Raw genomic sequence first — 22,654 nt, 5'->3', positions numbered from 1 at the left:
AAAAAGGAGGGATGAGCGGTGGCCGCAAAACACAAAAAGGTTGTTGGCATCTTATGCTTGCTGCTTATAACAGGTGTTGTTGCAGGAGCAGTATGGAATGGAACGGTGAAAGTTGACAGCGCAGCGGCGCAGATCGACTCTAGTAATGCCAATACCACTCAAGAAGTTAGAGCAGTTTCTGAGGACGCAGTTACCGAGGAAACAGGGCAAGTGAATACAGCTGCGAAGATCAATGATGTAAAGAAGGTAAGCCCCAATAGTCCGCAAGAGCTGCAAGCTTTAAGCGAGATGGAGATGGCTGCGGAGAATGAATTTCTTCAATTATATGTTAACCGGCAGACTGCGGAGATTGCTGTAAAAGACAAGCGAGACAACTTTGCCTGGTTTTCCAATCCGGTGAACCGGCATGAGGATCCGCTCGCTTCGCCATTATATCAATCGGAGCTGTCTGCTCAAGTGGTACTCAATTATTACAACGACAAGGGACAGATTAATACATTTAACAGCTATGATGACAGTGTCGTGAAGAACCAGTTCGAAGTTGAGCTGAAAGAAGACAAAGTTAGAGTTGTATATCAGATCGGAAATGTGACCAAGAGCTTTGGGAATATTCCTAAGATTATCAGTCAAGAGCGGTTTCAGACGGTAATTCTGGATCAAATTCAAGACGAGGCTGTTCGGGAAGATGTAGCTTATAAATTCCGGCTTGACGAGGAGAGACAGGTCTACGAGATCCGTAAACTTCAGGATTACATCGCGGAGGAACTGTCCGCGCTGCTCGAAGAAGCAGGTTACACGGCAGAGGATACCGCCTTGGATCATAAGGAGAATGGACTGACTGAAGAAGCAGTGGAAGCTAATGCTGAATTTACGGTTCCAGTGGAATATGGATTGAATGGCGAGCACTTGATTGTAACGGTTCCAGGCGAGGAATTGAAATACAGTGCCGCGTATCCGCTCGCTTCCATTCAGCTGCTTAAATTTTTCGGGGCAGCGGATACGACCAGAGACGGATACATCTTTGTTCCAGATGGATCAGGCGCACTGATCCATCTGAACAGCAGCAAACCAGGTGCAGAACCGTATAATCTTCCGGTTTACGGAAATGACGGTACGTTTGATGTGAAGGATAAAATCCAAAGGAATCAGATTACTCGCCTGCCAGTATTCGGGTTGAAAAAAGATGATCACGCGTTTGTTGGAATCATTGAGGGCGGCGAAGCTATGGCTTCCATAAATGCGGATGTGAGCGGGCGCAATGATTCATACAACACGGTCAACAGTAAATTTCAAGTGACGTCCATGGATTTCTATACTTTAACCTCAGGAACGAAGAGCAGCTCTGTTCCTATGTTCCAGAAGAGAAATTATGAAGGGAGCCTGCAACTGAGGTATGCGTTTCTCTCAGGTGATTCGGCGGACTATATTGGCATGGCTGCCCATTACAGGAGCTATTTAACGGGAAAGTACAATCTTCAGCCGTTAAAGAAGTCAGATCAATCCCCATTTATATTGGAAGTAGCGGGTGCTTTTCGAAAGAGTGAATCATTTCTTGGCATTCCCTATCAATCCACGGAATCATTAACCACATTTAGCGAAACGGTTTCGCTCCTTGAACAGTTGAAGAAAGTTGGGATTCATAATATCGACCTGCGTTTGGTGGGTTGGTTCAATGATGGAATTCGTCATTCTTCACCGGACGACATTCAAGTGGCGGGTGTTCTTGGAGGCAAGAAAGGCTTCAGGAAGTTGGTGGAGTATACGAAACAAAATGATATCGGCATGTATCCGGATGCGGCGTTTCTTCAGAAATATAAAGGAGATTCCGGAGCAGCTAAATTTCTGGACCGTGGGATAGCTAAAAAATATGATTACAACCCGGTGACGTACGTTAAGGATTTGTCTAACTTCTCGCATTATATTTTATCACCGGTTCAACTTCCTAAGCAGGTTAATGGATTTATAAAGGATTACTCCAAGCTCGCAGACACCGGCTTGTCCTTGCGGGATATGGGCAATGAGGTAAACTCTGATTTCGATCCGGATCATACGGTGACCCGTCAAGAAGCTGTTTCTGTCATTCAGGGTGAAATGGAGAAGCTGGGACAGGCAGCTGGTTCACTACTTGTTAATGGGGGAAACGCGTACAGTTTGCCTTATACGAGCCTCATTGTGAATACACCAACCCGAAGCAGCCGGATGAATTTGACGGATGAAGACATTCCTTTTTACCAGATTGCACTGCATGGATATTTCGATCTGGCGGGAGCGCCGTATAACATGGATGAGGTTCACAACCCGCGTCTGTCGATGCTGAAATCCCTTGAAACAGGTTCTAACGTTTATTATCAATGGTTTTACAGCTCATCGTCCACGGTGAAGGAAACCGATTACGATTACTTGTATGCGCTTAACTACAAAGATTGGATTGATGAAGCCGTCTCGCTGTACATCGAGACAGATGAGGTACTAAAAAACGTTCGTTCAGAGGTGATCATTGGTCATGAACGTCTCTTCCCTGGTGTTATCCGGACGACTTTCAAGAATGGAACGCGAATTACTATTAATTACAACGATGAGGCTGTATCTGTTGATGGTGTAACTATAGAGCCCCAAAGCTATCAGGTAGGTGAAGGCGGTGAATAAAATGCTCAGAAAACCTATCACGCTCGCGCAAAAAAAGGCATGGTGCGGTGTGCTATTCGTTACGCCGCTCATTATCGGCTTAATCCTTCTGTTTATTTTGCCGCTAATTCAGTCATTTCGTTTCAGCCTGAGCTCCATCCGTCTGGTAGAAGGGGGCTTTGCGGTCGACTATCAAGGGACGGTCAACTACACTAGCCTATTCACGACCAATCCCGAATTTCCAAGGAAATTAACCGAATCGGTGACGAACATGGTCGTGAACGTGCCAATTATCATTATTTTCAGTTTGTTTGCGGCCGTGCTGTTGAATCAGAAATTCAAGGGACGGGTTTTAGCGAGAGCAATCTTTTTCTTGCCGGTTATTCTGGCGTCTGCAGCAATTGCGAATCTCGATATCAGTAGTTTTGTGGGCAGCTCCACACCCGTCGGAGGCGGCGGTGAAGCAGAGAACGGGCTAATGCAGAGCTTCGAGCTGGAAAAAATGCTGATCGAATCGGGGCTTGCTCCGGTGCTCGTTGATTATATCACCGGTGCAGTCGACCGGATCTACGAAATTATCAGTTCATCCGGCGTACAGATTCTGATCTTTCTGGCAGGGCTTCAGTCCATCTCTCCAACATTGTATGAGTCCTCCCGGATTGAGGGAGCAACAGGTTACGAAATCTTTTGGAAAGTGACATTCCCGATGATGACACCGCTGATTCTAACGAACACCGTCTATTCGATCATTGATTCATTCAGTCACAACACGATAAATAAATTGATTTCCGAAACGGCTTTCAAATCATTTGAGTTCGGTCAAAGTGCTGCCATGTCCTGGATTTATTTCTTGGTGGTCGCTCTGATCCTGGGCATATCGACAGCCATTATATCCAGAAAAGTGTTCTATTACGACTGATGAGGAGGTAGTGCCATGAAATCGCCAGCCGCTTATGCGAATTTCATCTCGTACAAATTCAATCCTCTGGAGAAGTCAAAATATTGGCTGTGGATTGTGGTGCGGACAGTACTTGTGACCGGATTTTGCTTCATTATATTGTTTCCGTTATTTCTTCGTTTTTCTGTAGCTTTCCGCAGTAGAGCAGATATCTATGATCCGACCGTACTGTGGATTCCGAAAAACTTTACGTTTGAAAATATTAAAATCGCTGTGGAAGCCACAGATTATTTTTCATCTCTATTAAATACATTTCTGATCTCAGCGGGAACGACGATGATCCAGTTAGCATCCTGCGCCTTGGCAGCTTATGCATTTGCCCGTCTTCGATTTAAGGGAAGTGGTCTGCTGTTCGGGCTTGTTATCTTTACGATCGTGGTGCCACCGCAGACGATTATGATTCCGCTGTACCTAACATACCGTTATTTCGATCTGTTTGGTGTTGTTAAGGTGCTGACAGGAAAGAGCAGTCTGAATCTAATTGATACCTTCTGGCCATTTCTGATTTCTTCAGCCACAGCGATGGGTCTCAAAAATGGGCTGTATATTTATATTTTTAGACAATTTTTCCGAGGGATCCCGAAAGAAATTGAAGAGGCTTCCTTAGTGGATGGTGCGGGGGTGTTCAAAACCTTTTACCGGATTATGCTTCCGAATGCCGTTCCTGCAATTGTTACCGTTGTGTTGTTCTCGTTCGTATGGCAGTGGAATGACAGTTATTATGTATCTTTATTTCTCAGCAAGGTGAAAGTACTCTCAACCCAGCTGATGGATATGGGAATGGCACTTGGAGATGAGCCGGACCTGGTGTTCCAGTCCATGCTGCTTAACACGGGTGTACTGCTGCTGATGGGGCCACTAATTATTTTATACCTGTTCGTACAACGATATTTTGTTGAAAGTGTGGAGCGAACAGGGATCGTAGGATAACAGTATGATCACGGGAGGTTTAAAGGATGCACAAAGAATGGGCATTGCGTGGCTTTCATATGAGATTTAGTGATCATCATGATCTGGACAATTTGAAAAGAGTGATAACAGACGGTCTCGTTCCACTGGGTGTAAATGTCCTCATTTTGGAATGCAATACGGGCTTTCAGTTCAGCTCCCATCCCGAGGTGTCGGGAGGAACACTGACCCGAGAGGACGCAAGAGATCTATCTACTTTATGCAAAGCCCATGGCATTAGGCTGATTCCGCTGCTGGAATGCCTCGGCCATCAGGGGTGGGGAGGCGCTAGAAATTCCTTGCTGCTCGCTTATCCGCAGTTCGATGAGACACCACATGTGCCGGAGGATGCCAAATGGCCGGACTTTTATTGCCCGAGTTGGTGTCCGTCTCATCCGGACGTGAATCCGATGGTGTTCGACCTGATGGATGAGCTGATCGAAGCCTTTGAAGCGGATGCGCTTCATGTCGGCATGGACGAAGTGTTTGCCATTGCGGATGATCATTGCCCGAGGTGCGCAGGCCGTAACAAAGCAGAATTGTTCGCGAAGGCCGCGAATGAATATTACGAGCATTTGGCTGTACGTCGTAATGTGCAAATGCTGATGTGGGCTGACCGGTTAATTGATGCAAAAGGAATGGGATACACGCAGTGGGACGGGGATGTGTATGGCATATGGCCGGCTGTGGATCTTATTCCAAAGGATATTATCCTGTGTGATTGGCACTACGATAAGCTGGATGCTTATCCATCGGTTGGTCATCTTCTGGACAAAGGATTTACGGTTTGGCCATCCTGCTGGAACATACCTGAGGCGTCGCTTGATTTCTTCGAGCAATCGGTTAAGCAGGCCGAAGAGCGGAATGCGCTAGATCGGATGCCGGGTATGCTTGTGACTGGTTGGAATGCAACCGGAGCTAATCTGCTGGCGGCTCTATTTGATGAAGGTGATCTCGGAGAGGATAAAGGAAATATTAAAGGGATTGCCGTAACTTTAAGAGCGGTTATGGAACGGCTGAATCAGACTGCATTGAAGCATGAGTTGAAGTAGGCTGTCTATTGAGGATTGCCTGATCTTTAATTTAAATGTAACTCGCCAAATGGCTGGTTAGGAAGGACGTTTGCTCCCAGCCTGTTGTTTGGCTTTTTTATTTTTATTGCAGAAATGGACAAGGAGACGATTGATGAATTTTCTTCTATTTTATGGAACTAGTGGTATGATGAATACATTGGGAAGCTTGGAATAGGCGTGGATATTTTGTTTGGCTAGCCAACAATAGTAGTGGATGTGGTGTTCTAATGATATAAGGTGCTCTAAATCAAGATGATCACCGGAAAGGACGATCATTGAAGTAAAGGAGTTGAGAAACATAGAACGCATTTTTAAGGTGAAGTATCCTTCAGGAGTTTTGATGATGATATTTATGGTAATATTAATTGGCTCAAATTCCCGACTATACCTTATTGAAAGAACCTATAGAAATAATTTTGCTGTTTTTATGAATTATTTTGGAATATTCTTGATCATTTGTTACTTTGCTATTTTGATATTTTCCATTATAAGAATGTTTATAAAGCCGTTTACTATGCAAATTAATCCAGAATCGTTAAAAGTAAAAAGTAGGGAGCTTAAGCCTTCGGACATCAAGGAGATCAGAGTAGAAGGGTACTTCAGTCCGCTTATCGGTATTATACCTGTAGGTAAGAGAATTACCCCTATGGATTTCTGTTTTCGATTTATAGAGCAGGAGGATGCAGCCATCAAGGAGTTAAGGGAATGGGCTAGCAGACACAACATTAAAGTCGTAACACATAAACGTGTAGTGAGATGGCTCTAATAATTACGTTTTGATAGAAGCTTTTTATCATGATGGTCACCTGAACGGTCAGAACATCGGAGCATAGGAGTTGATGAATATAGAACGTATTTTTAAAGCGAAGAACCCATCAGGAGTTGGAATGTTCATAAGCATGTTCTTATTAATGGCAATTCAATTTTATTTGTTGTTTATGAGAAAAATCGATAGAGACGATCCGTTAGATGTTTTTTTTTCTGGACAAATGTAGTTATAATCAGCATCTACCTTCTTCTTATAATCCTCATTATTCGAAGAATGTTAATGGAGCCTTTTACCACGCATATAAGTCCAGAATTATTGACTGTTAGGGGCAAGGAACTCAAGGCTTCAGATATCAAGGAAATTAGAGTACAGGGGTACTTCAAACCGATTATCGGCATTGTACCTGCGGGTAAGAGAAGCAATCCTGTTGATCTTTGTTTTCGATTTATAGAGCAGGAGGATGCAGCTATCAAAGCTTTAACCGATTGGGCCAGAACTTATAACATTAAAATAGTGCTTAATAAAAGTGTCAGGAAATTGCTCTAAATTATTGAGCGCGGGCAGCTTCCAGAAGCGCAGTGCGGCGATGCGAGCCGGTGCCGGTGGTTGACCACATGCGTACTTAACCCATTGCGGACTGACGTTCCACTATTTACTGATTTTTGCCTCATTCAAGAAAGAGAGAGGACAGGAGATCCATTATTTGCTTATAATCGTGTTCATTTGTACATGATTTGACCCGATAGCGGAATCTGTGTCCTCGGGCTGCATCAATAGCCACTTATTGTCATAAATAGCGGATCTATAGTCCGAAACGGGCGGATAGCTTGAGTGGTTGGCCGTACTTCTTTTACAAAAGGAATCAATACTTCACAGTTTCACATTTAAGTACCGTAGATTTTGGCAAGTGCAGTAATTATTTATTTTTCGACAGATAATCAATGGTTTTGAACATGAATCTAATGGCCTTTTGTGTCGTTCTAAATTGATTGAGTGTGCCTATGAGATACAGATCCATATCCGGCTGATAGAATAAAAGTGATCCCGTAGATCCAAAGTTTCCCCAGATGTTATATTTAGGTGGCATAAGGAGGGGGATCGTCCGGAATTTGACCAGTCCGTATCCGTAGTCTATCCCCATCGCAAACTTGGACCATACCTTCATCTGTTCAAAAGATTCAGCACTAATGATCTCGTTACGGACTAGCGCTTTCATAAATTTCAACAGGTCATCGGAAGTAGAAATAATACCGCCGCCTGCAAATTCTATGCTAAGACTTCGGTAATTATTTAATATCACCTTGCCAACGTAGATATCGGCAACGGGGTACTCGCTCTGAACTAATGGCTCAGAATAATGAACCATATGTGAATGATTCATCCCTAAAGGTTTGAAGAAATATTCTTCATATATTTGATGGAGTGGTTTTCCTGTTATATTTTCGGCAATAAGTCCTAAAAGATGGTATCCGGTGTCCGAATAGTGAAAGCCCTGTCCCGGCGGGAAGTATGATTTTAAATTGTTTTTGGACCAGATAATGACCTCCTGAGGAGTCCATAATCGGGAGGGGTCTCCAGTGATTAATTCCATCATGGATTTTCCTTGCTTCGGTTTGTCTTCGAAAAAATCATGCAATCCGGATGTGTGGCCTAGTAAATGGCTGATACGAATATCTTGAGAGTAATCTTTGCCTTTGTATACATGGAGTTTGTTCAAGAGGTCTTGTTCGAGATATAAATGGATGGAGTCGTCATAAGATAGCTTCTGCTGTTCTACGAATAGAGCGAATAATACGGAGGTGAAAAGTTTACTTATGCTGGCGATGAAATAACGTTGCTGACCATTTGCAGGCATGCTGCCGGTAAATCCTTCAGCCAGGTTCAGGTGAATCCCAAGTTTTTCTGAATGGGCCAGAAAATAGGCATTGTGAATTCGCGGATCTTTATGTACGATTTTCTTAAACAGGTTCTCGATCTTTGCCTTTGCCGACACCTTGTTCATTCCAGTCCCCTTTACAACATGTAATGGAATCACTTCGCTCGTCTGCACAATGTTCTGGTTGATTTGTTCAGAAAGTTAAGCGTATTCATAACATATTCAGAAATATGACATAATCAAGTTATGATCACCGATCGTTAAATATGTCGGTATCATATCGGGTGTTATATGCTGCGGATCTGTGCCAATAGCTGCGCTATGATAGATATGATTATGCATTTCGTGAAGCACAGCATTTGGATGAATCAAATATATACTCCTAATAAATGTATTTTAAACCCTATCAACTATTGTATACGACAATTGTCATTATGTATCTACATTTTTCGAGATCTGACCCACAGAAATATTCATAGAACAAGACTTAAGTCCAGTTTCAATACTGTCCTACGGTCGGTTTTGGAAGTGATGTGTCCCGAATAAAATAATGATATGGTATTTAATTGAGTTGGGGGATTGAAAATGATTCATCAAGATAATATATATGTTCTATTGACCGATACCGGTACGATGTTCACGAGTATGATCAAGAGATATACTTCAGCGCCTTATAATCATGCTTCGTTGGCTCTAGACAAGGGTCTTCGAGAGGTATACAGCTTTGGGCGAAAGTGTGCTACTAATCCTTGGTCTGCAGGGTTTGTGGAAGAAGATATCTATGAAGGGGTATACCGCTATTTCCCAGAGACTCGATGCGTAGTGCTGCGGTTAAATGTATCTGCTAAGCAACGTATAGAATTGAAGCGGTTAATTCAATACTTTAAACGAAATAAAGAAGCGTATAAATACAATCTTATAGGATTACTCTTCCTCACTATGAAAATCAACTTCGCGCCTAAAAACGCTTACTTTTGTTCACAGTTCGTGGCGGAAGCATTAAGAGGGATCGAACTTGACTTATGGAACAGGCCTTCTGCCTTGATCACACCTAATGATTTCCTCATACATCCGGCATTTGAAACTGTCTATGAAGGGATGTTGTATGATTACCCACAGTTGGGTTCTTCCATGGAGGAGAAGGAATTTAAGATAGAGTGTGAAGATTTACGGGGACAGGCAATATCATACTGATTACATACCTGAACTGTTTCTTCAATGAGAAAAGTTCAGTATACGAGGAGATTTTTTATGGTTCGTTATGATTCGTTCTCTGATGAAGGAAAAAGACGGTTTCTATGGGAGATCACCCAAAGAAACCGTCTTTTGTTTTTGGATTGTATGAATCTAAGCCCAAGGGGACATTTCCATATTGTTAATAATTTTATTTCACGCTGGTGAAGGGTCCTTCTTATGAATATTTTCTACCGATTCAATGATTCGTGCTCGGGTATCTTTATCAACAGGGTGTCCATATGCAAGTTCCATAGCCCATAATACAGCACCGGTTGCAGGCGGGACCTGCAAAAGAATATAGTTGCATTGATGCTCAGTTAATGTGGCCACATAGCTTTTGTACTTCTTGAGCAGCAGAGGGCTTTCCGCTTTAACCCAAACGGAGCCGGCCAGCACGATATCAACGTCTCTATCGAAATCCAGATTGTGCATACAACCTACTGTCGAATGCGCCAGCTGTCTGGCGGTATGATCGATGATATCAAGCGCAGCCTGATCTCCATGATCTGCCGCTGAGAACATGATTTGCATCAGCTTGGTATTCGGCAGGGTCCGCTTCAAGACTCCATCCATGGCGTACTCAATAAAGTATTCTTTACCCGGTATTTGAAGCAGGCTCATGACAGGTTCAGTCATTGAGGTCTTCGGTCCCATGCGGTAAAAGGAATCGTATACCGTACGAAGCACCTTTCTTGCTAAGAAATATCCTCCAGCTTCATCACCCGACAACTCACTGCCAACGCCTCCGACCTGCAGGCGGTTGCCGCTTGGAGAAATACCACCGGTAACTGTGCCTGAGCCATTGATGGAGCATATGCCGAAGCCTTTTTCACTGCCGGCTTTTACGCCTAGAAAAGAGTCATTGTCCATGGCATAATGAGTGAATCCGATTTGTTCTATTACTTTATTTAAATTGTCCTTCTGTGTGGGAACGTCTGCCCCGGCCAAACCAAATGCGCCTGCTGCAATGTGATCCATGGATAAATGATTCCGATTCAGCAGTTGCTGAATATTCTCATTCATGATCCGGAACGAACTAATATAAGCGTCAGGGAACTGTTCATGACTGCATGTTCCAGTGTTGACATGATCCACAAAGTTTCCTTGAAGATCAAACAAAAAGTAGTCCGTCTTGCTGTTTCCGCCATCAACGCCAATAATGTATTTTTTGTTCATTACGACATCTTTTCTTTCGTATAAAATTGCGGGAGATATTCCTTATGCGCTTCTTTCAGTTCTTGAAAACAGTTAAATGCAGCGTCATAATCACCAACGAGTGGATTCATCAGCAGTGCGCGCATAGCGGCATCTTCGCTACCGCTCACCGCTGCAGCAACAGTCTCACGCTCATAAGCTTTTACCATTCTCATATAGTCGATAATATGTTCATTGCTGAAATCAGGCACAGGGATCGGTTTCGCGCCATCTTTGCCAATAACCGCACACATTTCAACAGCATCGGAGTCTTTCATGAAATCCAAAGCGCCGTTATTTAGCAGGTTTACGACATGAACCTCTTGCTTATCGTTATAGATGGCATCCACTAAGCTGATCGCTACTTCGGAATAGTTCGCACCTCCACGTGAGGATAGAAGTTCTGGTTTACTATGCAATTCGGAATCGGAATAAATGCCCAGCAGCTCTTCCTCAATCTGCATACATTTTTCGCCTCGTGTAATTTCGCTCTCTTTAAGAAGTTTATATTTCTTCTCCTTGAAGTAGTAATACTCCAGATAGGAAGAAGGGATGGCCCCAACCATCTGGACAAGCTCTTTGCTGAATCCGCTGGAAGGTATGTTTTTCATCGCTTCACTGTTTAGACCCATATCAAGTGCGGATTTCAAATAGTCTGTTCCATCTTGTTCTATGGCTGTAATCCAGCTTAGATGATTAAGTCCTACATAAGTAAAATTTGGCTGGTTCAGCTTTAATGTTTCGCGGATACTCTTAAACATGTTGAATGGCACATTGCAGAGTCCCAGCATTTTTACCTCGGAGTGATTGAGCAGAGCTTCTGTAATAATTCCGGCTGGGTTAGAGAAATTGATTAGCCACGCATCAGGGCACAGCTCTTTCATCCGTTCTGTAATATGAAGCATGACTGGTATCGTGCGCATCGCTTTGAAAAATCCGCCAATACCGCATGTTTCCTGTCCGATCAATCCATATTTCAGAGGAATGGTCTCATCCAGCACTCTGGCCGGCAGTTTGCCAACACGGATCTGTCCAAGCACAAAGTCTGCATCCAGCAGTGCCTCATCCAAGTCCTGTGTCATGATGACCCGGCAAGGAATCTGCTCCGCCTGAATCATTCGTTCACAAAGCTTGCCTACCGTTTCCAGTTTCCTTGCATCAATATCCATAAGTACGAGTTCATCTATCGGTAATACATCTTTACGCTTAATCATACCTTCAATCAGTTCCGGGGTGTACGTGCTGCCTGATCCGATTATTGCAATTTTCAATTTTTTACTCATTTTCTTATTCCACCCTTCGATACATTGTGATTTTGTAAATATGCACTCATTTTTGCTGCTATTATAGCATTGCTTTTGAAAGCGCTGCAATATAAAATAGAATTAAATTTTCAGAATGATATATTTTTTATGAAATAAAATTTCGAAATTGGGAATTGATAGTTCTATCATGAAGCTGTTATATTGATCTTGTATTTTGTTGTAATTGAGCTTATGATGATATTGATTTTTGATTTGTAAGAGAGTAAAATCAGGTTTTTGTTTTACAGACTATAGGATGAGTAGGGAAATCATATGTCAATCAACGATAATATTTTGATTAAGATTCGGGATATGAAAGACAGCTTGACACCTGTGGAGAAAATGCTTGCGGAGTATATATTGGAGAATTTGGAGGAAATCCCTCATCTTTCAATTAAGAGCCTTGCCCAACTAACGAAGACAAGTGATGCATCGGTACTGCGGTTTTGTAAAACCATGGGGTACACGGGATATCGCAGCTTTATCGTGAGCATTTCGGCATCGCTAGGTTCAATGGATGAGGAACAGCGGCATCAGTATACCGATATTCAGCCAGGCGATGATCTGACCACAATTATTTCGAATATTTCGCGGAACAACATCAAATCCATTGAAGATACGATGAGTGTTATTAATAAAGACGCGATAGATCGTGCGGTAAAAGTGCTTCGTCAATGTAAGCGTATTGTATTTTTTGGTATCGGCGCTTCTGGTCTGGTCGGAATAGACGCAGAACAGAAGTTTTCCCGTATTAACAAAATGTGCCATGCCTATACGGATGGGCATAGTCAACTTACAGCGGCAACACTGCTTGAAAAAAATGATGTTGCTATCTTTATATCTAATTCCGGGGATACCGTGGATATTCTTGATTCGCTTGATATCGCCAAGAAAACAGGAGCCACAATTATTGCCATAACGAAGTACAATAAGAGTGAGTTAGCCGAGAAGGCTAATATTGTACTGAGTATTTCTACTCCTGAGCTAACGATACGGAGCGGTGCCATGGGATCACGGATCGCTATGCTTACCGTTATTGATATTTTATTCGCCGGTGTAGCAAGTGCCGAATACAGAAACGTAAAGAAATATTTAACCAAGACGCACAATATTATATCGAGTAAGCATCGAAAATAGTCATAAAAGGCACTGGTGATTTCAGCATAAAAGCCGGTGTCTTTTTATATTAAATATCAAAATAAAAAACCAATGTTATATTTTATTATAAAATTTTATTTCAGAAACTATTGACCAAAATGGAATTTATCGTTAAGATGCAATTAAGAAATTCAAATAACTGGGATAGGGGGATGGCCATGGATGAGTATCTGGCGGGATTGACGACAGAAGAGATCAATGAGAAGACTCAGATGATCGATGAATGTACAACGGAACAAATGCTGCGTCTAATGAATGAGCAGGATTCCAAGGTTCCGGACGCCGTAGCAGCAGAAATACCGCAAATTATGAAAGCGGTTGATATTTTACACCGTGTGCTTAAAAATGGCGGTAGAATGTTTTACATAGGGGCTGGAACTTCCGGGAGATTAGGTGTGCTTGATGCTTCGGAATGTCCTCCTACTTTTGGTACTGACCCGTTGCTGGTGCAGGGACATATTGCCGGAGGCGATGTGGCACTGAGGCTAGCAGTTGAAGGTTATGAAGACAATGCAGAGGAGGGGATCGCATTAATTGAACGATGCGGCGTAACGGACAGGGATGTTGTCATCGGGATCACAGCAAGTGGAAGTGCACAATTTGTCATTGCCGGTTTGAAGAAGGCAGGAGAGATTGGAGCGGCCACAATCGGTGTAGTTAATAACAAGAATTCAAGGGTTGAGCCCGTATGCGACGTATGTATCGCGCCGGTTGTTGGACCCGAAGTCATCATGGGATCTACCCGATTGAAGGCAGGCACGGCAACAAAGCTGGTTCTCAACATGCTCACAACCTGTACGATGGTAAAGCTTGGCAAGACATACAACAACCTTATGGTCGACCTTAAAGCAAGCAATATCAAATTGTATGACCGCTCAGTTCGTATCATTCAGGCAGCTACGGGGGTAGACGATAAGACAGCTATTAGTTATTTGGAAAGCGCTTCCATGAGCTGCAAATTGGCCATTATGATGATCAAAACCGGTTTAGATGCAGAGAAGGCAGAACAAGCGCTGGATGAAAGCGAAGGCAGTCTGAAAAAAGCATTCGCACTATTACAAAAGTGATGTGAAAAAGATTGTATATTCTTAAGGGAGGTTTGTGAGTAAATGAAAAAGAAGATGCGTATATTAGCACCGGTTCTCGCTTTAACCTTAGCATTATCAGCTTGTGGCGGTGGAAGTGGAAGTGGAACTGACAACAAAGATGCACAAAATCCAGGAACGACGGATGGAGGCACAAAAACCGAAGCTAAAGATACAATCACAGCCCTTATCCCACCAGTATCTGGTAATTTTCAGGATAGATTCACACAATTGGAAAAAGACTTTACTGCCATGTATCCAAACCTGACTTTGAAAATCGAGCCTGCCAGTTGGGAAGATATGACTCAGAAGCTCGATACTCAGGTTAACGCAGGCAGCCCACCGGATATCGCATTCATCCCTTCTGGCGGTCTTTCCAAATACGTTGAGCAAGGCATGCTGATGGACATCACGGATACAGCAACCAAGGAAATGATTGAAGACTTTGATGCGGCTCCATTGGAATATATGAAAATGGGCAGCAGTCTTTATGGATTCCCGGCTTACATGGAAGTTCACGCCATTGGCGGTAACAAACAGTTCCTGGAGGATGCCGGTATCGACTATAAAAAAGTACAAAAAGAAGGATGGACTTACGAAGAATTCCGTGAGCAGATCAAAAAGGGTGTTGTAAAAGAAGGGGATAAGACATCCCGTTACGGCTTCGTATTTGCAACCGCTGGTGTTGCTTCCAGAGACTATCTGACCATTCTGATTAAAAATGCGGGCATACCGCACGCCTTTGATAAAGATCTGAAGTATGCTTACACGAGCAAGAACTTCCTGGAAGTGCTGAAAGGTATCCGCCAAATGATCGACGACGGTTCCATGCCGAAAGAGCTTAGCTCTGTAGATGCTGGTAAACGTTGGAACATGTTCTTGACAGGTCAAACGATGATTACGGGTAAAGGTCTTGCCACTTTTGAAAATAACGCCAACCAAAACAATGAGAAAATTAAAGCAAATGATGGTAGTGCTGTGTCAGGAAGTATCCCTGTGGAGTATATCGTTCTGCCTGTTCCAACCTTTGCGGGTCAAGAACAATCATCAAGCGTTGCGGTTGACGGTTATGTAGCTTTCCGCGGTAAGAATGAGCCTACGCCTGAGCATAAAGCCAATGTCGTAAAAGCGGCTTACTTCCTCGCTAGTGGTGAAGTATCAGCTAATACGAACAACGACATATTTGCAGCACATATCACCAAGAGCGGTAGAGAAGCTGCGAAGGATATGAAAATCGATAGAAACCCGGATAACGTAGCAGCTGTTGAAACATTGCTTTCTCATGCTACACCTGCACGTACTGATATTCCAACCGATCTGGGTGCAAAAGGAATCAAATTGGAAGATGAGGTCATTATTCCGAAACTGCAAGCATTAATTGCTGGAGAAATTACGCCTGAACAAATGTACGATGCTGTGAAAGAAGCAGCCGTTAAAACCTTTGGTGAAGACGGAATTGTAAAAGACTAATAGGTTAAATCGGATAGCCGCTTGTCTAAGTCATGCGGCTATCCGGTATATGCTTGAACCGAGCAGTGAAAGGAGCTTCGCATGATGACACAACTCGCTAAACCAATCAAAAGACGTCGGATCAAAGGAGACAGCGGCTACGGTTATGCCTTTATCGCTGTTGCACTCGTTGTATTTGCGATGTTTACTGCGTATCCCGTCGTAAGTGCGTTTATTATCAGTTTTCAAAAATACAAACCGCTTGGTTCAGAATACATCGGCTTCGAGAATTATATAGCCACATTCTCTGACAGTCTGTTCTGGAAATCAATTTACAACACGGTTAAATATACGGTGCTTACGGTGCCGGTCGGTTTGTTCATATCCTTTTCCGTGGCTATTTTGATTCTTCCGTTAAGAAAAAAAACGCAGAGCATTTTCAAGGCTATTTATTATCTTCCGGCCGTAGCGTCCGGTGTAGCTCTTTCCGTTGTATGGCTTTGGATTTTTGATCCGATGCCGTCAGGTATTTTCAACCAGCTGCTCAGTGTGTTCGGGATAAGCAACAGCAACTGGCTGGGATCTAGCTCTACTGCTATGTTCTCTCTCGTATTAATGTCATGGCTGTCCAGTCATGGAACGAGTATTATCATTTATTTGGCTGCTTTACTCGGCATTGATGAAAGTTATTATGAAGCCGCAGAACTGGATGGAGCTTCTTTTCTGAAAAAACTGTGGTACATCGTTATTCCGTGTCTGAAACCAACTACTTTATTTTTGCTAGTAACGGGTGTCATCGGTTCCTTCCAGGTATTCCAGAACGCGTATCTGATGACGGGCGGTGGTCCGGATAATGCGACTACGATGGTAGGCTTGCTCATTTTCAATAACGCTTTCAAATATTTTGAATTCGGCAAGGCAGCAGCGCAATCTCTCGTTCTGGCCTTCATTATTGCTTCGATTTCATTCGTTCAATTTAAATTTCTGGGCAAAGAAGTGGAATATTAAGGAGAGGAGGGCACCGATATGGCGTTATACAACAGTCACACAGGTAAACCTGTGCGTAGGAAGACCCGTAATGCGGTGATCATGACAATTCTAGTGCTTTTTGCTTTAGCTACGCTGTTTCCAATTTATTTTATGTTTATTTCTTCTTTCGGGGATCCGGTGGAAGCCGGGGCAATGAACTACTCCCTCTTCCCAACTAAAATATCGCTTGATTCCTATAAATTCTTTTTCGATTTTAGTGAACATTCGGTGCGTTGGATGATCAACTCATTGATTGTAGCAACGACAATAATGGTTTCCAACGTGTTTTTTGCGAGTCTTGCAGGATATGCATTTTCCAAAATCCGGTTTAAGGGCAGAGCTGTTCTGTTCTCCGTCCTGCTGGTTTCGATGATGATTCCTTATCAAGTAACACAGGTGCCTCTTTACATCCTGATTGTAAACACGTTTCAAATTCAGAATACGTATACCGCAATGATCGTTCCCGGACTAGTTACGGTGTATAACATATTTCTGGCTAAGCAGTTTATGGGAAGTATTCCTTCAGAGGTATTGGAGTGTGCAAAAATTGAAGGATGCAACCAATTTCAGATCTATTTCAAAATCGTTTTGCCATTGTCTAAAACGGTGTTGGCCGTTATGGCCATTCTCACATTCATGGACAACTGGAATACATTCTTCTGGCCTTTCCTGGTAACGAACACCATGGATATGCAGACGATTCAGGTAGGACTTAAAAACTTTAGATTCGCGAATACAACGTATTTCGCGCCGATGATGGCGGGTGCCACCATTTCCGCACTTCCTATGTTTATTCTCTTCTTTAGCTTGCAAAAGTACTTCCTGGAGGGTGTAACGGTAGGAGCGGTAAAAGGCTAATTCGGAATACACGAATCTAATTTGTCATGACAACTACAACGATGAATACTTGGAGGGCCATTGCTCAAAAGGGCAGAATAGACGCCAATCTTCTTCGTAGTTGCAGCAAGAGGCATACAGTTTCTTGCCTATGCCGAAATCTTCGGCACAACCATTGGCTCATCTTATATAGATTTGCATTCTTTTATGCTTGCCGATGATTCGACATCTGATCTGCCAATCAACGCTCGTATTGACTTAGGAGCCCAGACGGCTCTAATCTTGCGGAAATAATCTGCCAGATGGTGAGGTGTACATCAACATGTTGGAGTCTTGGAAACATGAATATACTCATGCCGTTATTGATTTATGGAATGTAGAAGCTGTGAAAGATGGTTACAAGGAGCTGACGGAACAAAGCTTCGATCATATTTTTCTGTCTAGTCCATATTTTGACCCTAAGAATACGTTTGTGTGGCTGGTATCCGATCAGGTCAAAGGATTTGCCTGTGGATGCACTGGAGACGACCTGCCGCTTGGAAATATTGCAGGTTATATCACATGTATCGTGCTGTCGGATGATGTTAAAACAGATGATCATTATAAGCAGATGTTGGGCGCTGTGGAGAACCGGTTTAGACAATGTGGCAAGAAGCAGTCGGATGTTCTGTTCTTCAACCCGATGATGCTGCCATGGTACATACCGAATACACCGCAGCATGAGCACAATAACGCTCCGGGTGTACCGGTTGATAGTTCGTTGTATGCGTTTCTCGTGCGTCAGGGGTACATAGAGCGTGCCAGAGAATGTGCTATGTATTTGAATTTGGCTGAGTTCATCTTTCCAGAACAAAGTAAGTCCAAGGATGATAAGGCGGCTGAACACGGATATTATGTTGAATTGTTTGATCCGAATAAACATCACGGGGTGGCTGAAATGCTGCAAGGATTTGATAATCCTTTATGGCAAAAGGAGATCGCACAGTCTACCTCGGACGGGGTGCCTGTAGTCATTGCTGCGCATCACGGCAAGGTTGTTGGATTTGCGGGACCTGTCATCCGCCAGGATAACGGGCGCGGTTATTTCTCAGGTATCGGCGTTCATCGTGATCATGAAGGACATGGCTTGGGAAGTATTCTGTTCTTTAAGTTGTGCGAGGCATTCAAAAATATCGGGACCGATTATATGTCTCTTTATACCGGAAGTACAAATCCAGCTATCCGGATTTACGAGAAGGCAGGTTTTCAAACCGTCAAACAATTCTCAGTCATGCGAAGGGAGTTTTAACGATGAGTGATCAGAAGATAACGGTGCTCGCCATCGGCGGACATGTCGGTGATGCGGAGCTTACAGCGGGTGGCGTATTGGCACATCATTCCCTAAAGGGAGATCATATCGTAACCCTAGCTTTGACGGCCGGGGAGCGCGGCGTTCCTGCTGGTCAGGATATGGCGGAATACCGGGAGCAGAAAGTACGGGAAGCGAATGCTTTTGCTGAAATGCTGGGTGGAGAAGCTATCGTATTCGATACGCCTGACGGTGAGCTGAAGGACGATGATGAGAATCGTTGGGCTGTGTGTGACGTCATCCGCAGAGTACGTCCGAACGTCATTATTACCCATTGGAAGAACAGCATGCATAAAGATCATATGACTACGCACCGGATCGTCAATGACGCTCGATTTTATGCCGGACTTCCTTCATTCGAGCGTGAGCTTCCTGCATTTTTTGCATCCAGATTGTATTATGCGGAGAACTGGGAGGATGCGGTTGACTACAAACCGTATGTGTATGTGGACTTCCCCAAGGAAGCTTTTGATCTGTGGGTAAAAGCTGTGTCCCAGCACTGGTTCGTTACAGGCAGTAAGTCGTTCCCTTATCTGGAATACTACAAGCATTTGGCACGGGTGCGCGGGATTGAAGCAAGACAAGAATACGCGGAAACGTTCATGATTCCGGAAGAAAACAAGCGTGTTCTTAAAAACGAACTCTAGCCATAGCAAAATGACTGTAACAAGGAACTTGTTATGGTCATTTTTTGCAAACAACACATGAGTGGGGGAAGAACTATGATCCGAAACGGTATAGATCGTATTCAAGAGGAAGCCCATCTGTTTACAGGGAAGAGGCTGGGCCTGATCACATCACCTACTGGCATTAATCAAAACTTTGTATCCACGATACAAATACTGCATGAGAATTATGATCTCGTAGCCATGTTCTCGCCCGAACACGGTGTACGCGGTGATCAGACCGCAGGGGCCATGGTTGATACATACCTTGATCCGCTTACAGGCGTACCGGTACACAGCTTATATCGAAAAGACTCCAAACGGTTGACACAAGAGATGCTGGATGAAGTAGATATGGTCGTGTATGATATCCAGGATGTTGGTACACGGTATTATACCTTTATTTATACGATGCTGTATGCGCTGGAGGATTGCGCGAAAGCAGGTAAGGAAATTGTCGTCTTGGACCGGATCAACCCGCTGGATGGTGTGACCGTAGAAGGGAATATTTTAAAAGACGGCTATCAATCATTTGTAGGTAATTATCCACTCGCGGTCCGTTATGGCTTGACAGCAGGCGAGATCGCAGTGATGGCGAACGAACAGATGAACTGGAATGGCAAGCTGCATGTAGTGAAGTGTGATGGATGGGATCGGAATATGCTGTTCCCAGAAACAGGGCGTCCGTGGATCATGCCGTCCATGGGAATTCCCCGGTTCGACTCGGCATTGCTCTATCCGGGTACATGCTTATTCGAAGGAACCAACCTGTCGGAAGGAAGAGGAACCACTGCTCCATTTGAAATGATCGGGGCTCCGTTCATAAACGCAGAAAAGCTGGCAGATGAGATGAACGGAAAGCAGCTGCCGGGTGTTATGTTTCGGCCGGTGTATTTCAAACCTACGTTTTCCAAATTTCAGGGGGAGCTGTGTCATGGCGTACAACTTCACATCACGGACAACCGGAGTCTTAAACCATTGGATTCAGGCGTCCAACTGATGTATACGATTAAGGATAACTTCGAAGACTTCTCATTCTTGCCGCCGCTCAAGGAAGGATCCAGACCTTTTATTGATCTCCTGGGCGGAGACAACATGTATCGCGATGAGTCCGTAGATGTCCCGGCTCTGCTGGAGAAATTCCGTGAGGAAAGCCGCGAATTTGAGCAATTGAAGCGAGAGTATCATTTGTATTAAGAGGATCTTCGAATTTGCTTTGATTGTTTCACTACTTATTTACTGTTACTGCCATTAATACCTATTACTAGCTATTACTAACTACTGCTTTCCCTATGATAAAGATACGACCTTTTAAAGGCTCGTGTCTTTTTTTCATGATGATGAAAAGTGATTGGTGGGACGTGATAGCTGAAATGTGAAGCTTGATTGTGATTACTGAAACTCTCGTGAGTAGATAGAGCCAACGTGAGTGGCTCTACTCAAAGCATAGGGTTTGACCAATTGTAGCAGTTCTAATGATTTAAGACATATCAGTATTTAAAAAAGCTTCTTACACATGTATAGGATGTGACTATTCATATTTAACCAACAGATTTTAGCAGTAAATGTTGTACAAAGTACAACAGTATCTCGTGATGTAGCTGCTAAGGACGGATTGTTGTATATAGTACAAGAATAGGGATAGGGAATCACTTATTTACCTCTTTTCAGGAGGGATTGTTGTAGAATCTACAACAATATCAGTAGGTTCAGGCATTCTGCTCGTCCAGTGTTGTATAACATACAACAATACTTATCATGTCACGTTAGATCATTGCAACAGCCCCTTCAGACGCTAGACATATCAGTATTTTATCAAGAGCGATTGCAACCCATTCCATTTAATCGTCGTCAGGTACTAACATTTGTGAAATTAACCACATGTGATCAACCGCGCTATGAAACGCCTTACCGCGCGCTGGAAGCTGTGCGCCGTGATATAAATTTTTGTGGATTTTATCATGAGAACATGCTAATTTTATGGAAATATAATTATTTTTCAACAATGGAGTTTCATAAAACATAATGTCTTTACTATTTTTATGAAAAGAGGGGAAAATACGATGTTAAAACGGCCTTCTCATGAGGATTATCCAGAATATTATCGAGGTTACGTAGGACTTGTACCAGAAGGAGATCTTATACATATTATTGAAGAGCAGCAGAAGGTCTTGAAAGAGCTGATTACTTCGCTTACTGACAAACAGGCCAACCATCGCTATGCCCCAGGTAAATGGAGCCTGAAAGAAGTATTCGGCCATATGATCGATACAGAACGGATTATGAGCTATCGGCTGCTCCGTATCGCGCGAGGAGACCAAACTCCACTTGCCGGATTTAACGAAGATTTTTTTGTGGAGAATGCAGATTTCTATAAGCGGAGCATGACAGATTTACTTGAAGAATATATGATCGTGAGGCAATCTACCCTTGCTTTGGTAAGAGGATTACCGGAGGAGTCTTGGGACAGAAGAGGAATTGCGAACGAGAAAGTCACATCTGCAAGCGCTTTGGCTTATATCATAGCAGGACATGAACTGCATCATCTAAACATTATGAGGGATAGGTATTTGGAGTAGTGGCAAATAGACAAGGTCAATAAATGGTCAATAAAAAAGACACTAACGTTGCGTGTTGCGCTAGTGTCTTTTTTTGATTCTGACAAACGCTTCCTCAGTTGATTTTCTTCTCTTGTTGATCATTAATCTGCTCAAGATGAGTTAAGTGGTTATTCCCCCATTGCTGCAGCGAATCCAGAATCGGTATGAAACTCCGTCCATATTCCGTAAGAGAGTATTCCACTCTTGGTGGTACTTCTGGATATATTTCTCGAAGGATTATATCGTGATTTTCAAGCTCTCTTAAGTGAGATGTCAACATTTTTTGAGTTATTTCAGGGATAAATCGTTTCAACTCATTAAAGCGCACGGATTCGGATTGCGCCAATCGATACAATATCCTCGGCTTCCACTTTCCAGTTACGATATCTATCGTAGAGTAAGCCCCCGTACAAGTGCCATTATTTTCGTCCATTCCGGCTTAACCTCCTTTAACGGTATCCTTCTGGATACTATACCACATTATTGTGCGTACTTCTCAG

Annotated in this window: 21 protein-coding genes; 16 read left to right on the top strand and 5 right to left on the bottom strand. The window is 43.3% G+C overall.

Going from position 1 to position 22,654, the window contains the following annotated elements:
* The first annotated feature begins 18 nt into the window (after window positions 1–18).
* The 6 genes from AC2TF5_RS16850 to AC2TF5_RS16825 all read left to right on the top strand — a co-directional run bounded on the left by AC2TF5_RS16850 (window position 19) and on the right by AC2TF5_RS16825 (window position 6,919).
* On the top strand, window positions 19–2,646 hold the full coding sequence (locus AC2TF5_RS16850) for a DUF5696 domain-containing protein (protein ID WP_491298252.1): 2,628 nt from the start codon (window positions 19–21) through the stop codon (window positions 2,644–2,646).
* Between the two features lies 1 nt (window position 2,647).
* On the top strand, window positions 2,648–3,544 hold the full coding sequence (locus AC2TF5_RS16845; RefSeq protein WP_491298250.1) for a carbohydrate ABC transporter permease: 897 nt from the start codon (window positions 2,648–2,650) through the stop codon (window positions 3,542–3,544).
* Between the two features lie 15 nt (window positions 3,545–3,559).
* A complete protein-coding gene (locus AC2TF5_RS16840) occupies window positions 3,560–4,513 on the top strand; it encodes a carbohydrate ABC transporter permease (protein WP_491298249.1) in 954 nt (317 codons plus the stop codon).
* Window positions 4,514–4,539: 26 nt separating this feature from the next.
* Entirely contained in the window at window positions 4,540–5,583 is a 1,044-nt protein-coding gene (locus AC2TF5_RS16835) for a family 20 glycosylhydrolase (RefSeq protein ID WP_491298248.1), read from the top strand.
* 361 nt (window positions 5,584–5,944) lie between these two features.
* Window positions 5,945–6,370: a hypothetical protein gene (locus tag AC2TF5_RS16830; protein WP_491298247.1), complete on the top strand. Its 426-nt coding sequence runs from the start codon at window positions 5,945–5,947 to the stop codon at window positions 6,368–6,370.
* Window positions 6,371–6,652: 282 nt separating this feature from the next.
* Window positions 6,653–6,919 carry a hypothetical protein gene (locus AC2TF5_RS16825; protein WP_491298246.1) on the top strand — a complete coding sequence of 89 codons (267 nt, stop codon included), beginning with the start codon at window positions 6,653–6,655 and terminating at the stop codon, window positions 6,917–6,919.
* 370 nt (window positions 6,920–7,289) lie between these two features.
* Here AC2TF5_RS16825 and AC2TF5_RS16820 read toward each other — a convergent pair whose 3' ends face one another.
* On the bottom strand, window positions 7,290–8,375 hold the full coding sequence (locus AC2TF5_RS16820) for a serine hydrolase domain-containing protein (RefSeq protein WP_491298245.1): 1,086 nt from the start codon (window positions 8,373–8,375) through the stop codon (window positions 7,290–7,292).
* A gap of 96 nt (window positions 8,376–8,471) precedes the next feature.
* Entirely contained in the window at window positions 8,472–8,621 is a 150-nt protein-coding gene (locus tag AC2TF5_RS16815; protein ID WP_491298244.1) for a hypothetical protein, read from the bottom strand.
* Window positions 8,622–8,834: 213 nt separating this feature from the next.
* On the opposite strand from AC2TF5_RS16815, the gene AC2TF5_RS16810 reads away from it, so the two are divergent.
* Window positions 8,835–9,443 (top strand): hypothetical protein, encoded by a 609-nt coding sequence (locus tag AC2TF5_RS16810; RefSeq protein WP_491298243.1) that lies wholly within the window; start codon window positions 8,835–8,837, stop codon window positions 9,441–9,443.
* A gap of 195 nt (window positions 9,444–9,638) precedes the next feature.
* Here the strand turns inward: AC2TF5_RS16810 and AC2TF5_RS16805 are convergent, their stop codons facing one another.
* Window positions 9,639–10,661 (bottom strand): N-acetylglucosamine kinase, encoded by a 1,023-nt coding sequence (locus AC2TF5_RS16805; RefSeq protein WP_491298242.1) that lies wholly within the window; start codon window positions 10,659–10,661, stop codon window positions 9,639–9,641.
* Window positions 10,661–11,962, bottom strand: a complete 1,302-nt coding sequence (locus tag AC2TF5_RS16800) for a 6-phospho-beta-glucosidase (protein ID WP_491298240.1) — start codon at window positions 11,960–11,962, stop codon at window positions 10,661–10,663. Before AC2TF5_RS16800 ends, AC2TF5_RS16805 begins: the two co-directional genes overlap by 1 nt.
* Before the next feature lie 294 nt (window positions 11,963–12,256).
* Here AC2TF5_RS16800 and AC2TF5_RS16795 point away from each other — a divergent pair, with 294 nt between their 5' ends.
* From AC2TF5_RS16795 to AC2TF5_RS16755, 9 genes are all read left to right on the top strand, one after another.
* Window positions 12,257–13,120 (top strand): MurR/RpiR family transcriptional regulator, encoded by an 864-nt coding sequence (locus AC2TF5_RS16795; RefSeq protein ID WP_208914403.1) that lies wholly within the window; start codon window positions 12,257–12,259, stop codon window positions 13,118–13,120.
* Window positions 13,121–13,299: 179 nt separating this feature from the next.
* Window positions 13,300–14,208 carry an N-acetylmuramic acid 6-phosphate etherase gene (gene murQ, locus AC2TF5_RS16790; protein ID WP_491298239.1) on the top strand — a complete coding sequence of 303 codons (909 nt, stop codon included), beginning with the start codon at window positions 13,300–13,302 and terminating at the stop codon, window positions 14,206–14,208.
* Between the two features lie 42 nt (window positions 14,209–14,250).
* The gene (locus AC2TF5_RS16785; RefSeq protein WP_491298238.1) at window positions 14,251–15,696 is read left to right on the top strand and encodes an ABC transporter substrate-binding protein; all 1,446 of its coding nucleotides are present in this window, start codon (window positions 14,251–14,253) and stop codon (window positions 15,694–15,696) included.
* 84 nt (window positions 15,697–15,780) lie between these two features.
* The gene (locus AC2TF5_RS16780) at window positions 15,781–16,683 is read left to right on the top strand and encodes a carbohydrate ABC transporter permease (protein ID WP_491302921.1); all 903 of its coding nucleotides are present in this window, start codon (window positions 15,781–15,783) and stop codon (window positions 16,681–16,683) included.
* Window positions 16,684–16,701: 18 nt separating this feature from the next.
* Window positions 16,702–17,562, top strand: coding sequence for a carbohydrate ABC transporter permease (locus AC2TF5_RS16775; protein ID WP_491298237.1), 861 nt, complete (start codon window positions 16,702–16,704; stop codon window positions 17,560–17,562).
* A gap of 301 nt (window positions 17,563–17,863) precedes the next feature.
* A complete protein-coding gene (locus AC2TF5_RS16770) occupies window positions 17,864–18,829 on the top strand; it encodes a GNAT family N-acetyltransferase (RefSeq protein WP_491298236.1) in 966 nt (321 codons plus the stop codon).
* A 2-nt stretch (window positions 18,830–18,831) separates the two neighbouring features.
* Window positions 18,832–19,536, top strand: coding sequence for a PIG-L deacetylase family protein (locus AC2TF5_RS16765; RefSeq protein ID WP_208914398.1), 705 nt, complete (start codon window positions 18,832–18,834; stop codon window positions 19,534–19,536).
* A gap of 75 nt (window positions 19,537–19,611) precedes the next feature.
* Window positions 19,612–20,751, top strand: coding sequence for an exo-beta-N-acetylmuramidase NamZ family protein (locus AC2TF5_RS16760; protein WP_491298235.1), 1,140 nt, complete (start codon window positions 19,612–19,614; stop codon window positions 20,749–20,751).
* An 866-nt stretch (window positions 20,752–21,617) separates the two neighbouring features.
* Complete coding sequence (locus AC2TF5_RS16755) at window positions 21,618–22,133, top strand: DinB family protein (protein ID WP_491298234.1); 516 nt, start codon at window positions 21,618–21,620, stop codon at window positions 22,131–22,133.
* 94 nt (window positions 22,134–22,227) lie between these two features.
* Here AC2TF5_RS16755 and AC2TF5_RS16750 read toward each other — a convergent pair whose 3' ends face one another.
* Complete coding sequence (locus AC2TF5_RS16750; RefSeq protein ID WP_491298233.1) at window positions 22,228–22,587, bottom strand: winged helix-turn-helix transcriptional regulator; 360 nt, start codon at window positions 22,585–22,587, stop codon at window positions 22,228–22,230.
* Window positions 22,588–22,654 lie beyond the last annotated feature (67 nt).

This window comes from Paenibacillus sp. JNUCC 34, from assembly GCF_058269055.1.
This window is presented reverse-complemented; position numbering and strand designations above follow the sequence as displayed.

What these genes read in the sequence shown, in the direction of transcription:
- AC2TF5_RS16845 (WP_491298250.1), top strand. Translation starts at nt 2,648, where the DNA reads ATGCTCAGAAAACCTATCACGCTCGCGCAAAAAAAGGCATGGTGCGGT.
- AC2TF5_RS16840 (WP_491298249.1), top strand. Translation starts at nt 3,560, where the DNA reads ATGAAATCGCCAGCCGCTTATGCGAATTTCATCTCGTACAAATTCAAT.
- AC2TF5_RS16835 (WP_491298248.1), top strand. Translation starts at nt 4,540, where the DNA reads ATGCACAAAGAATGGGCATTGCGTGGCTTTCATATGAGATTTAGTGAT.
- AC2TF5_RS16830 (WP_491298247.1), top strand. Translation starts at nt 5,945, where the DNA reads ATGATGATATTTATGGTAATATTAATTGGCTCAAATTCCCGACTATAC.
- AC2TF5_RS16825 (WP_491298246.1), top strand. Translation starts at nt 6,653, where the DNA reads ATGGAGCCTTTTACCACGCATATAAGTCCAGAATTATTGACTGTTAGG.
- AC2TF5_RS16820 (WP_491298245.1), bottom strand. Translation starts at nt 8,375, where the DNA reads ATGAACAAGGTGTCGGCAAAGGCAAAGATCGAGAACCTGTTTAAGAAA.
- AC2TF5_RS16810 (WP_491298243.1), top strand. Translation starts at nt 8,835, where the DNA reads ATGATTCATCAAGATAATATATATGTTCTATTGACCGATACCGGTACG.
- AC2TF5_RS16805 (WP_491298242.1), bottom strand. Translation starts at nt 10,661, where the DNA reads ATGAACAAAAAATACATTATTGGCGTTGATGGCGGAAACAGCAAGACG.
- AC2TF5_RS16800 (WP_491298240.1), bottom strand. Translation starts at nt 11,962, where the DNA reads ATGAGTAAAAAATTGAAAATTGCAATAATCGGATCAGGCAGCACGTAC.
- AC2TF5_RS16795 (WP_208914403.1), top strand. Translation starts at nt 12,257, where the DNA reads ATGTCAATCAACGATAATATTTTGATTAAGATTCGGGATATGAAAGAC.
- murQ (WP_491298239.1), top strand. Translation starts at nt 13,300, where the DNA reads ATGGATGAGTATCTGGCGGGATTGACGACAGAAGAGATCAATGAGAAG.
- AC2TF5_RS16785 (WP_491298238.1), top strand. Translation starts at nt 14,251, where the DNA reads ATGAAAAAGAAGATGCGTATATTAGCACCGGTTCTCGCTTTAACCTTA.
- AC2TF5_RS16780 (WP_491302921.1), top strand. Translation starts at nt 15,781, where the DNA reads ATGACACAACTCGCTAAACCAATCAAAAGACGTCGGATCAAAGGAGAC.
- AC2TF5_RS16775 (WP_491298237.1), top strand. Translation starts at nt 16,702, where the DNA reads ATGGCGTTATACAACAGTCACACAGGTAAACCTGTGCGTAGGAAGACC.
- AC2TF5_RS16770 (WP_491298236.1), top strand. Translation starts at nt 17,864, where the DNA reads ATGTTGGAGTCTTGGAAACATGAATATACTCATGCCGTTATTGATTTA.
- AC2TF5_RS16765 (WP_208914398.1), top strand. Translation starts at nt 18,832, where the DNA reads ATGAGTGATCAGAAGATAACGGTGCTCGCCATCGGCGGACATGTCGGT.
- AC2TF5_RS16760 (WP_491298235.1), top strand. Translation starts at nt 19,612, where the DNA reads ATGATCCGAAACGGTATAGATCGTATTCAAGAGGAAGCCCATCTGTTT.
- AC2TF5_RS16755 (WP_491298234.1), top strand. Translation starts at nt 21,618, where the DNA reads ATGTTAAAACGGCCTTCTCATGAGGATTATCCAGAATATTATCGAGGT.
- AC2TF5_RS16750 (WP_491298233.1), bottom strand. Translation starts at nt 22,587, where the DNA reads ATGGACGAAAATAATGGCACTTGTACGGGGGCTTACTCTACGATAGAT.